We start from the raw sequence: 12798 nt of genomic DNA on the forward strand, positions 1-12798 counted from the left end.
TCCTTATATTGAAGGATGAAAATATTTCGTTTTTCAATTATTAAGCTTGCTCTTTGTTTAATTATTGGTATTATTATTTCCAAATATTTAGACTTAGGTATATTCATTAGCCTTATTGCTTCGGTTGTATTAACCAGCATTACTGTTCTACTTTATTTTCTTTGTAAAAAGAATACTAGCCTTGTAACTGTTTTCGGAATTTCAACTTTATTAAGCTTTATTGCTATTGGTATTTTTGTTACTAATGTAAATGAAGACTTACGTAAACATTCTCATTTTTCTTCTGTTTTAAGTGAAACTACTTCTGAACAAAACATTACTTTTAGAATTAGAGAACTTTTAAAACCTAATGCTTTTAGCCAACGTTATTATGTAGATATTTTACAAATTGAAAATACCGTTGTCACAGGTAAAGCCTTATTAAACATTAAAAAAGACAGTCTAAATACAATTTTACCTATTGACGCTGTATACTTTTCAAAAGCTAAACTTAATGCTTTACAAACACCTTTAAATCCTGATCAATTTAGTTATAAAAACTATTTATCAAAACAGCAGGTATATTTTCAGTTGTATGAAACTCATCAAACCTTATTACAATTAGATCATCAGACTAGAACTGTATTTGGATTTGCAGCTAAATTTAGAAATCTTATAAATTCTAAATTAAAGCCATATAATTATACTGAAGATCAACTCTCCATTATTAATGCTTTATTATTAGGTCAAAGACAACATATAACTAAATTGGTTTATGACAATTATACAAATGCAGGAGCCATACATATATTAGCTGTATCAGGATTGCATGTTGGAATCATACTACTAATTCTGAATTTTATTTTCAAACCCTTAGAACGTCTAAAAAAAGGACTACTTATAAAAACAAGTATTATATTAATTTTACTTTGGATTTACGCATTAATTGCTGGAGGGTCTGCCTCTATAATTAGAGCAACAACTATGTTTAGTATCGTTGCTATAGGCATGAATTTAAAGCGTCCAACAAACATTTATAACACCTTATCAATTTCAGTATTTATTCTATTATTAATCAAGCCAAACTTTTTATTTGATGTTGGATTTCAGTTAAGTTATGCTGCTGTTATAGCTATTGTTAGTTTTCAACCAATTTTAGAACGCCTTTGGTCACCAAAATATTTGTTAAGTAAAAAATTATGGCAAACACTTACAGTCACAGTAGCTGCACAATTTGGAATAATACCTATAAGCTTATATTACTTTCATCAATTTCCTAGTTTGTTCTGGTTATCAAACTTGGTAGTTATTCCGTTTTTAGGTCTTATTTTAGGTTTTGGAATTTTAATTATTGTACTGTCACTTTTTGGTATGCCTAAAACTATTGTTTCTGATAGTTTTGGATTGGTTATTGATTGGATGAATCATTTTTTTTGGTGGATATCTAACCAAGAAAACTTTTTAATAACTGATATACCATTTACTATTACTCAAGTTATAGTAAGCTACCTTATAATACTCTGTGCTTATAAAATGTTTCAGTTAAAAAATCATAGATGGGTAGCGTTAACATTATTATCTGTTATAATGTTGCAAGTGACTTATTCTTATAATTTTTATAGTACAAAAGGTGATACACTTATCGTGTTTCATAAAGGAAGAAATACACTATTGGGACAAAAACACAATAATACATTAGCTGTGTTTTCTAATTTAAAGTCTGCCGAAAACAATAGTATAATTAAGAGCTATGCTGTTAAAAATAATATTAAAACCATACCATCACAACCTTTACAAGCTATATATAAATTGAAAAACAAGAACCTATTAATAGTTGATAGTTTGGGTGTATATAATTTAAAAGGGTTAAAAGTTGATTTTGTATTATTGACACAATCACCTAAAGTAAACTTAGACCGTTTGATTGACAGTTTAAAACCAAAAGTTATTATTGCTGATGGAAATAATTACAAATCGTATGTCAAACAATGGAGTAATACTTGTAAGAAACAAAAACTCCCATTTTACCATACTGGCAAAACGGGAGCTTATATTATAAAGTAAAAAGTATTAAGCGTTGTCCTTAAACTCGGCTTTAAACTCTTTATAATACTTATCAAAATCTGTTTGAGTTTTCATCTCCAAATGTTTGTTAGATTCAAACATTTTTAAATACATTTCAAGTTGCTGTGGTGTTTTATATCCTGTAATTGGCGCAATCAATTGTGCGTCTTCATCAAAAAACAATAATGTAGGATAAGCTCTAACACCCAAACCTCTTGATAATTGATGTGCAGAATTACGTCTTGTAGCCTTAGCAGGATCATAATTTGGATTAGTGTAAGTCTTACCTTTAAATTCTATAATCTCATCACCTTCTGCATTAAACTTTACAGCATAAAAGTTTTTATTTACATAAGCAATAACATCTTTATTAGAAAAAGTACGTGCGTCCAACAACTTACAAGGTCCACACCATGAAGTGTAAGCATCCATCATTATTTTTTTTGGTTCTTTTTTTTGAAGCTCTACAGCTTCTTCTAAAGTTAACCAGTTAATTTTATCTTGAGCAATCGTATTGACTGTAAATAATAAAGCAAGTGCTAAAAGTAAGTTTTTCATTGTAAGACTGTTTTGTTCTGTAGTCGCAAATAGTATTCCAAATTTACAAAAAAAAGAAACGCCTCATGATAGAGGCGTTTTTAATTTATAAGTTATGATGTTAAATTATCTAACACCATGCATTAATTTTTTTAATAAAGGATTTAAAACTGCAGACACTAAACCAACAGCAATTGGGACTAAAGTAAAAATTAAGAAAAATGTACTTAAAGAATACTCTTCAGTTATTTTATCTATCATTCCTCCCATTGTTCCTGCTGCCTTTTGACCTATAGCTATTGCTAAATACCAAATACCAAACATAAATCCAATCATACGTCCTGGAACTAATTTACTTAAATAAGACAAACCTATTGGAGAAATACATAATTCACCCATTGTATGTAATAAATAAGCTAAAATTAAAAATATCATGCTTACAGATGCTGTTTTAGCGCCTTGATCAATACCTAAAGTACCAAAAACAAGAACACCAAAACCTAATCCTAATAGAACCAATCCAATTCCAAATTTCATTGCAGCACTAGGGTTGTATTTACTTTCCCACCATTTAGAGAAAAATGGAGCCAATGTAATTATAAAAAATGAATTTAGAATTCCAAACCAAGTCGCAGGAACCTCTGTACCTTCTTTACTAAATTCATTATTAATTTTATAAATAACTATTGCCCATAAAAGCACAAATGATAATGCTAACACGATATTAGAAAGTGCAATTTTTTTATAAGTTTTCTGGAATAATAAATATAAAACCCAAGTTATAATTGCCAAAGGTCCAACAGTTAATATTAAATCTACGATTTTAAAAACCATAGCAGAACTGCCAGAAAGTGCTCTAGATGTATAATCTCTCGCAAAAATTGTCATAGACCCTAAAGACTGTTCAAATGCAGCAAAGAAAAACACTGTAAAAACACCAAAAATAGAAACAGCAATAATACGATCCCTAACAATTCTGGTATATCTAGATATTCTTGTTATAATTAAAAACAAGAACATTGCTAATGAGGCTAAAATAATAACATTGGAACCACTTAATGAACCTACATTAAAAGGCACAAAATTGATCCCTGAAATTTTTGCTAATGGATCATTAATCAAATACAATAACCCTCCTACAGAAGATAAAACAATTAATATTTTATCTAACGTAGTAAAAGGGTTTAGCTTCTCCACCTCTTCATGTTCTATTTCTAAAACGACACTTTCTTCGTTAATATTTTGAGGCAATTCAACTTGATGAACTTTTGAAGGTTTCTCTCCAATACTACCAAAAAAGTCCTTTGCTAACCAAAATTGAATTAAGCCTAGTAACATAAATATACCTGCCAAACCAAATCCATAACTCCATCCTTCATTTTCTGCAAGGTAACCACATAACATCATTCCAAAAAAAGCTCCTGCATTAACTCCCATATAATATATAGTATATGCTCCATCTTTTTTAGACTCTTTACCTTTATACATTTCAGAAATCATTGATGTCATATTAGGTTTAAAAAAACCTGTACCAATAATTAGCAATGCTAAACCTATGTACAATGATGCTGGAGTTTCAAAAACCATTGACAAATGTCCTAACATCATTATAAAACAACCAATAATAACTGCCCATTTGTAACCTGTAAATTTATCTGCTATCCATCCTCCTAAAATAGGTGTTAAATATAATAATGCTCCATAGGTCCCAATTAGAGATAAAGCATGTTCTCTTGGCCATTCCCAGCCTGGATTATCACTTATTATTGGAGCTGTTAAAAATAAGACTAATAAAATACGCATTCCGTAGAACGAAAAACGCTCCCACATTTCAGTAAAAAATATTATAAATAATCCAGCTGGATGACCTATAACCTTGTCTTTAAATAGATTTTCAATATCTGTATTCATATTTTATTATAGTTAGTTAAAAAAAGAAAACCTCACAAATATTAATTTGTGAGGTTTATGCATGTATATTTATTTAGTTTTCAGCTAATTCAAAACCTTCAGCTTCTTCGTGTTTTGTGTCTTTTATATCTTCCGCACCATGTGTAAGTCTTTTAAGTGGTTTCAAAATTAATATAATTAATACCCCAAAAATAGTGCAAAATAAACCTATCCCTGTAAACACTTGAAACTCTCCAGCACCTTCTGATAATCCACCAATTAAACCTGCTAATTTATTTCCTAAACCTGTAGCTGCAAAATAAGCACCCATCATAAAAGAAGCATATTTTAAAGGTGCTAATTTTGTAATAAATGACAGTGCAACCGGAGAAGCACAAAGTTCTCCTATAGTATGAAACAAATACGCCAACACTAACCAAATCATTGCAGATTTTTCGACTATAGTATCACCATTCATAACAACTTCTGTTGATGCCTTACTCATAAAAAAGAATCCAAAAGCCATGATTATAACACCTATTGCCATTTTAAATAAAGAAGATGACTCTTTTCCTTTCCTACCCCATTTATACCAAAATCCACCTACCGCTGTACCTAAAACTATAATAAAAAAAGCGTTAATTGATTGGAATACTGCTGCTGGAATTTCATTTCCAACAAATGGTAAAGAAAAAGATAGAATTCTGTCTGTTTTTTGTTCAGTATACAAGCTCATCAAACCACCTGCTTGTTCAAAAGCACCCCAAAAAACAATTATTATTAAAAAGGATAAAAACATTACTAACATTCTATCTTTTTCAACTTTTGTTAAAGGCTTTTTCATTAATTCTTTATTAGGAGAATCTGCTTTACCTAAAAACTCTCCAACACCGTTTAAATATTTTGTTCCAAACATATATACAACTTGCCCAAGTGCCATACCAATACCTGCCAATCCAAAACCATAATGCCAACCATATTTAGCAGCAACAGCTCCAACTAATAAAGCTCCTAGAAAAGCTCCTAAATTTATTCCTATATAAAAAATATAAAACCCTTTATCTCTTCTATCGTCTCCCTTTTTATATAGTCCTCCAACCATTGTGGAAATATTAGGCTTTAAAAACCCTACTCCAATAACAATAAATATTAATCCAGTAAAAAAAGCCCACTGAGCATCTACAGCTAAAATACCATGTCCAATACAAAGTAGTATTCCTCCTAACATTACAGCCTTTTTTTGCCCCATAAATTTATCTGCTATCCAACCACCAGGAATAGAGGTCAAATAAACAAACATAGTATATGTACCATAAAACGAAAGTGTTTCGGCATTAGACCAACCATAACCTGATTGTGGGTCTCCTACTAAAACAGGAGCTGCTAGAAAAAGTGTTAAAATTGCACGCATTCCATAATAAGAAAAACGCTCCCACATTTCTACAAAAAACAGAACATATAGTCCTAAAGGATGTCCTAATAATTCTTTTTCTTTAACTTCATTCGAAAGTTCCATATTCTTTATCTATTAGTTAGTTTAGTTTAAAGTTTATCGCCTAATGTGCGATTGATAAAGTTTGTCATTTTAGTATACAAATGCAACCTTGTATTACCTCCATAAATACCATGGTTTTTATCAGGATAAATCATCCATTCAAATTGCTTATTAGCTTGTACTAAAGCTTCAACCATGCGCATTGTATTTTGTACGTGTACATTATCATCTCCTGTACCATGAATTAATAAAAAGTCTCCTTTTAATTTATCTACATGATTTATTGGTGAATTATCATCATAACCACTAGCGTTTTCTTGTGGAGTTGTCATGTAACGTTCAGTATAAATAGAATCGTAAAACCTCCAACTAGTAACAGGAGCAACAGCTATAGCCATTTTAAATACATCATTACCTTTAAACAATGCATTACTACTCATAAAGCCTCCATAGGACCATCCCCAAATTCCCATTCGGCTAGAATCGATGTAAGATTTTGCTCCTAATAATTTCGCAGCTGCAATTTGGTCTTCTACCTCAAATTTACCTAATTCGTTTTGAGTTACTTTTTTAAAATCAGCACCTTTAAATCCTGTTCCTCTTCCATCAACACAAGCTACAATATAACCTTTTTGCGCTAACATTTGGTACCAATAGTCATTAGCACTATTCCACTTATTAGCGACTTGTTGAGATCCTGGACCAGAATATTGGTACATAAATAATGGATATTTTTTTGTAGCATCAAAATTAGCAGGTTTAATCATCCACATATTTAAATCGTTTCCGTTCACGTTAATTGTAGAAAACTCTTTTTTAGATAGTGTATAATCTGAAACTAACGTTTTTAAATTAGCATTGTCTTTAATTGATTTTAATACTTGTCCAGTTTTAGCATCATTTAAAGTATATAAATAAGGCGTTGTTGCACTAGAATAGGTATTTATAAAATATGTGAAATCTGCACTAAAATCTGCATAATTAGTACCTGTCTGTTGTGTCAATCTTGTTTTTTGGGTTCCATTTAACTTAATAGAATACACATCTCTGTTTATGCTTCCGTTTTCAACAGATTGATAAAAGATCTTACCAGACTTAGCATCATAACCATAATAACTAGTTACTTCCCAATTTCCTTTAGTAATTTGATTAATTAATTTTCCTTTACTGTCATAATGATAAATATGGTTATATCCATCTTTCTCACTTGTCCATATAAAACTATCGTCTTCTAAAAATGTTAAATTATCAGTAACATCAACATAAGCTTTATCGGTTTCAGCTATAGCCAAATTAGCTTTATTTTTTTTAGCATTTATCATCCATAAATCCAATTGATTTTGATGACGATTCATATATTGTGCACTTAACACATCACCATCATTTGTCCATTTGATTCGTGGTATGTAAAAATCCTCGTAAGATTTATCTACTTTTACTTCTGTTAACTTATTTGCCTCTAAGTTGTATAAATGCAATGATACTTTTGCATTTTTTTCACCTGCTTTAGGATATTTAAAAACAGTTTGTGTTTGGTATAAATCTTTACCGTAAACATCCATAGAAAATTCAGGTACATCTGTTTCGTCAAATCTTATAAATGCTATTTTGTTACTATCAGCATTCCAATCAAAAGCACGTACAAAAGCAAATTCTTCTTCATAAACCCAATCCGTAATACCGTTAATGATTTTGTTTTTTACACCATCAAATGTAAACTGGGTAACTTTTCCGGTTTGTAAATCTTTTACATAAAGGTTATTATTTAAACCATACGCTATTTTTGTTCCGTCAGGTGAAAATGTTGGTTCTTGTATCTTGTCTTCACTAACCAAAGTGGTTTTCATGGTTTTGGTATTGTAAATAAAATATTTACCTAAAGAAGAGTGTCTAAAAATAGACTCTTCTTCGGTTGCCAAAAGCACTTGACTTTCGTCATCACTAAAAGTATAGTCTGTAAAATACCTTAATGCCTCAATATCTGAAGAGCTAACTAAAGTCTTAACTTTTTGTAATGTTTTATAATCATAAATATCAATAGTAGTGGCTCCTTTTGATCTATCAAAATTTAAAACTGAATATTGCTGACCATTATTCATTGAGTGTAAAGCATCTAAACCTTCAGTTCTAAAGGTACCAGACCATATATCTTCAAGTGTAATTTGCTTATTTTGAGCAGTTAAAAAGGAGGTTGCTAAAAAGCATAATAGAGAAAGAATTCTTAAAATCTTCATGTAATATTATTTTATTAATAACAGGATGTCAAGTTTACTAAAAAATAGCCAAAAAACAGTAAATATTAACACATAAATACGCAATATTATAACGTTTAGCAAAAATTGAAACTGTATATAGTATCTTTGTCGTTTAAATTAAAATGTATGAGTGTACTAGTTTCTGGATTTTCTAAATTATCTAAAACCGCAAAAATTGATTGGTTAATAAAAAACCACTTATCAGATCAAAAAAATGCTAAAGACATACTAACACAATACTGGAATAGCGACCAAAAACTGCAACAATTACATGACGAGTTTATAGAAAACACAGTCTCTAATTACTATCTACCGCTTGGTGTAGCACCAAATTTTGTTATAAACGACAAAATTTATACTATTCCGATGACCATTGAAGAAAGCTCAGTAGTAGCAGCAGCTAGTAAAGCTGCAAAATTTTGGCAAACACGTGGTGGATTTAAAACAAAGGTCATTGCAACAAATAAAATTGGACAAGTTCATTTTACTTATCCTGGAGCTTTTTCAGACTTAGAAGACTTCTTTAAAAACGTAAAATCCAAATTAATTCTAGATGCCAAACCCATTACAAAAAACATGGAAAAACGTGGTGGTGGGATTTTAGATATTCAATTAAAAAATAAAACCAAAGCTTTAGACAATTACTACCAACTGCATGCCACATTTGAAACTCTGGATGCAATGGGAGCCAATTTTATTAACTCCTGTTTAGAGCAATTTGCTAAAACTTTTAAAGCTGAAGCTGAAGCCACGCTGCCAATGCCTGTAACAGTAATTATGAGTATCTTATCTAATTACGTTCCGGAATGTCTGGTTAGAGCAGAAGTAAGTTGTAACGTGGAAGATTTGGCCGAAAAAGACATAGACCCAAACACCTTTGCTGAAACCTTTGTCCAAGCTGTTAAAATAGCCGAAATCGAGCCTTACAGAGCAGTTACACACAATAAAGGTATCATGAACGGAATTGATGCTGTTGTATTAGCTACAGGAAACGATTTTAGAGCTGTAGAGGCTGGCATACATGCCTATGCTGCAAAAGATGGTCAATACAGTAGTTTAACACATGCTAAAATAGAAAATGGCATTTTCACCTTTTGGATGGAAATACCTTTAGCCTTAGGGACTGTTGGTGGATTAACTAGTTTACATCCATTAGTTAAATTAGCATTACAAATATTGGATCAGCCTAACGCAAAACAGTTAATGCAAATTGTAGCTGTTGCTGGTTTAGCACAAAACTTTGCAGCTTTGCGTAGTTTAACAACAACAGGCATACAAGAAGGACACATGAAAATGCATTTAATGAATATCTTAAACCAGTTTAATGCTACAGAAAATGAAAAAACTCAAATTATTGAGCATTTTAAAACCAATATTGTAACTCATAGTGCTGTTGTTGAAGCTATAGAAAACATTAGACAATAATGCAAACATTTTATAGTCACGGAAAATTATTATTAACCGCAGAATATGTGGTCTTAGATGGAGCAAAAGCTTTAGCTGTACCAACAATATTTGGACAATATTTAACAGTTGAAACGATTACTGAACCTGAAATAATTTGGACTAGCATTGATAACAATAACAAGGTTTGGTTTGACACTTCTTTTTTAATAGAAAAACTTAACAGTCCACTTCAATCAAAAGATGAAATTTTAATTAGATTACATCAAATACTTAATGCTGCTAAACAGTTAAATCCTGACTTTTTAAATAGTAAAACTGGCTATAAAATCACGACTAGATTAGAATTTCCAAAAAACTGGGGATTAGGCACATCATCTACTTTAATAAACAATATTGCACAATGGGCTAAAGTGGACGCTTACAATTTATTAGAACGATCTTTTGGCGGAAGTGGCTATGACATAGCTTGCGCCAAATACGATTCGGCAATTACATATCAAATTAAAAACTCTAAACCAACTGCTCAATTAATAAATTTCAGACCTTCATTCTCTGATCAACTCTATTTTATTCACTTAAATACAAAGCAAAACAGTAGAGAGGGAATTGCACATTATAAAGCTAATAGAACTAATTTGACAGAAACCATTGAAGAAGTTAATCAAATCACTGCTTCAATTTTAAACTGTATGTCATTAAAAGAATTTATAACTTTAATTGATAGACACGAAGCTGTAATAGCTAAAGTAACAAATCAAAACACTGTTAAAAATAGTCTTTTTAAAGATTTTAACGGAAGCATAAAAAGTCTTGGTGCTTGGGGTGGAGATTTTATTTTAGCAACTAGTAAAACTAATCCAACAGATTATTTTAAGGCTAAAGGCTACACTACAATTTTAAAATATGATGATATGGTATTATAGATACAATTAATATTTCAACATAAAAAAAGCCTTTTCAATAGTTGAAAAGGCTTTTTTAGTTATAAACTTATATCGTTTACTGTACTGTTTTTGCTCTAAAGTCTTCAATTTCTGAAGATTCTTTTAGCGCATTGTACAATCTACTTTGTACCGAACTTAACTTTTGAGTACTTACTTGCTTAGCAAATGGTAAGTAGTTATCAATTTTAGTAGCAGGCGTCTTTTTAGTTACCTGAACCATAAATATTCCAGTGTTTCCTTTAACTATTTTAGACGTAGCACCTTCTTTTAAACCAAAAGCTGTTCCAACTACTAATGGCTCTTTTCCTGCTCCAGCAATTGTTGGGTTTTTCATATTAATAGCAGAGGCAGATTTAACCGTTTGGTTTTCTGCAGCAGCAAACGCATCTAATGACGTTGCATTAACTCTGTCCATTATTAATTTAGCTTTTTTCTCTTTTCTAACTGCTGGTAAAGCTGTAACAGAAGCATCTTCTACACTCATTACACCTTTGTCTTGTTTTGCTGTTAATTGTGCAATAACTATTCCACCTGGCACATTATCAAAACGCTTATAGTCACCTATGTTTGTAGCATCTTCAAAAGACCAACGAACAATTTGACGTTGATTACCTAAACCAGGAATACTTTCGTCTAACTCATTAGCTGTCATTGGACGTACATCATAGTTTGCAGCTTTAGCAGCTTCAGCAAAATTACCGTTAGCAATTGCTAATTCAAAGTTTGAAGCATCTGTAAATATTTTGTCTTCAGTTTTTGATGATGGCTCTACTTTTCTAGCAACAGTTGCTATTTTAACAGCTGTATCTACATTTTTCTTATCATCTACTCTAATAATATGGTAACCAAAGTTAGTTAACACAACATCAATACTTCCTTTTTCATTAAAGAATAAGAAGTTAGCAAAATCAGGATCAAAAGCTGCTGGATTATAAGTTGACAATCTAGTCCATCCTATGCTTCCGTCTTTACCTTTAGTTCCGTCTGTGTTAATTTCGTTAGCAACTTCAGCAAATTTAGAAGTACTATTTTTTACTAATGGGAAGATACTATCTACAATTGCTTTAGCTTCTTCTTTAGTTCTTGTTACATCAGCTCCTGCTCTTGTTGTTCCAACAAAAGGAACTATAATATGGCTAGACTCGATTGAATCTGCTAATTTTTTATAATCTAAAACTTTAGTCATTTTGTAATAGTTACCTTCTTTGTAAGGACCATACACTTGACCTGCTTCTAATTTAAAAATAGTATCTGCAATTGCAGTTGGTAAGCTAGTTTTATATTGATATTTATCAACATATTTAAAATCGTCTGAATTACTATTTACAAAAGCTTCAATATCTGTAGCCTTTAAAAATCCAACTTTTTTATCTGTTGCTTTTGTCGCTTCGTTATAAACTTCAGAATCATTAAGTAAAGTTTTTAATTCTGTTTGAATTGTTTGCTCATCTTCTAAAGATGCAACTTCTTTAAAAAACACATATTGAAAACTTCTACTAGCTTCTGCTTGGTATAATTTTGGATTTTCACTAATGTAAGACTTAATCTCTGAAGTACTTACTTTAATTGTACTATCTGCAATAGATGTGTAAGGCACTTGTACATATTTGATATCTACTTTATCACCTTCTAATTTATGTTCTAATTGACCTTCTGCTAAAGTTGCAGTTGTACCAGCTTTAACCATGTTAAAATAGTTAGCTTGTAAAGCGTTTGTTGCTAAAGCTTGCTCTGTGTTAATCCAGTTTTGGTAAGCCTCATTTGAAGAGTTTTTTAAGTTATCTATAAATAACTTTACTTTAGACTCATCAAAAATACCTGCTTCATTCACAAAAGTAGGATCTGTAGCGTAGTTAGTTTTAATAAGATCTCTCATTTGCTCAGACTCGACAGTCATTCCTAACTTATCGATTTGATCATTCATAACAATCTCTCTTACTTTAGTTTCAAAAACGCTATTCATAACTTGACTAGTAGTTGCGTTTGGTCCCATTTGTCTTTGTTGAAACTCAACAAGATTAGAAAACTCTTCTCTTGAAATGTCTTGACCGTTAATTGTTGCTACAACATCTGGTGACTTAGAAAACAATGCATCTTTATTATCAAATAAGCTTGATAAAATAAAAGCGAATAAAGCTAATGCAATAACTAATATTAATACAACTGTTTTTTGTCTAATTTTATTTAAAATTGCCATTTTTTGTTATGAATTTTATGAAATAATGTC

8 protein-coding genes are annotated in these 12798 nt (G+C 30.8%); 3 read left to right on the plus strand and 5 right to left on the minus strand.

Features of this window, described 5'->3' with window-relative positions; all coding sequences use genetic code 11:
- Window positions 1-15: 15 nt before the first annotated feature.
- Window positions 16-2043, plus strand: coding sequence for a ComEC/Rec2 family competence protein (locus ITB9_RS09200; protein ID WP_054851992.1), 2028 nt, complete (start codon window positions 16-18; stop codon window positions 2041-2043).
- Between the two features lie 6 nt (window positions 2044-2049).
- Here the strand turns inward: ITB9_RS09200 and ITB9_RS09205 are convergent, their stop codons facing one another.
- From ITB9_RS09205 to ITB9_RS09220, 4 genes are all read right to left on the minus strand, one after another.
- Complete coding sequence (locus tag ITB9_RS09205) at window positions 2050-2601, minus strand: thioredoxin fold domain-containing protein (protein WP_054851993.1); 552 nt, start codon at window positions 2599-2601, stop codon at window positions 2050-2052.
- Window positions 2602-2706: 105 nt separating this feature from the next.
- On the minus strand, window positions 2707-4491 hold the full coding sequence (locus ITB9_RS09210) for a peptide MFS transporter (RefSeq protein ID WP_054851994.1): 1785 nt from the start codon (window positions 4489-4491) through the stop codon (window positions 2707-2709).
- Between the two features lie 73 nt (window positions 4492-4564).
- Window positions 4565-5986, minus strand: a complete 1422-nt coding sequence (locus ITB9_RS09215) for a peptide MFS transporter (protein ID WP_054851995.1) — start codon at window positions 5984-5986, stop codon at window positions 4565-4567.
- Window positions 5987-6012: 26 nt separating this feature from the next.
- Complete coding sequence (locus ITB9_RS09220) at window positions 6013-8199, minus strand: S9 family peptidase (RefSeq protein WP_054851996.1); 2187 nt, start codon at window positions 8197-8199, stop codon at window positions 6013-6015.
- 147 nt (window positions 8200-8346) lie between these two features.
- Here ITB9_RS09220 and ITB9_RS09225 point away from each other — a divergent pair, with 147 nt between their 5' ends.
- On the plus strand, window positions 8347-9645 hold the full coding sequence (locus ITB9_RS09225; protein ID WP_054851997.1) for a hydroxymethylglutaryl-CoA reductase, degradative: 1299 nt from the start codon (window positions 8347-8349) through the stop codon (window positions 9643-9645).
- Window positions 9645-10550 carry a GYDIA family GHMP kinase gene (locus ITB9_RS09230; RefSeq protein ID WP_054851998.1) on the plus strand — a complete coding sequence of 302 codons (906 nt, stop codon included), beginning with the start codon at window positions 9645-9647 and terminating at the stop codon, window positions 10548-10550. Before ITB9_RS09225 ends, ITB9_RS09230 begins: the two co-directional genes overlap by 1 nt.
- 76 nt (window positions 10551-10626) lie before the next feature.
- On the opposite strand, the gene ITB9_RS09235 is transcribed toward ITB9_RS09230, so the two are convergent.
- Complete coding sequence (locus ITB9_RS09235) at window positions 10627-12768, minus strand: SurA N-terminal domain-containing protein (RefSeq protein ID WP_054851999.1); 2142 nt, start codon at window positions 12766-12768, stop codon at window positions 10627-10629.
- Window positions 12769-12798 lie beyond the last annotated feature (30 nt).

It is taken from the genome of Olleya sp. ITB9, from assembly GCF_001315805.1.
In the GTDB taxonomy this organism is placed as follows: Bacteria; Bacteroidota; Bacteroidia; order Flavobacteriales; family Flavobacteriaceae; genus Olleya; species Olleya sediminilitoris.

Coding starts and splice junctions, on each gene's coding strand:
- ITB9_RS09225 (WP_054851997.1), top strand. CDS start 8,347: ATGAGTGTACTAGTTTCTGGATTTTCTAAATTATCTAAAACCGCAAAA.
- ITB9_RS09230 (WP_054851998.1), top strand. CDS start 9,645: ATGCAAACATTTTATAGTCACGGAAAATTATTATTAACCGCAGAATAT.
- ITB9_RS09205 (WP_054851993.1), bottom strand. CDS start 2,601: ATGAAAAACTTACTTTTAGCACTTGCTTTATTATTTACAGTCAATACG.
- ITB9_RS09215 (WP_054851995.1), bottom strand. CDS start 5,986: ATGGAACTTTCGAATGAAGTTAAAGAAAAAGAATTATTAGGACATCCT.
- ITB9_RS09220 (WP_054851996.1), bottom strand. CDS start 8,199: ATGAAGATTTTAAGAATTCTTTCTCTATTATGCTTTTTAGCAACCTCC.
- ITB9_RS09235 (WP_054851999.1), bottom strand. CDS start 12,768: ATGGCAATTTTAAATAAAATTAGACAAAAAACAGTTGTATTAATATTA.
- ITB9_RS09210 (WP_054851994.1), bottom strand. CDS start 4,491: ATGAATACAGATATTGAAAATCTATTTAAAGACAAGGTTATAGGTCAT.
- ITB9_RS09200 (WP_054851992.1), top strand. CDS start 16: ATGAAAATATTTCGTTTTTCAATTATTAAGCTTGCTCTTTGTTTAATT.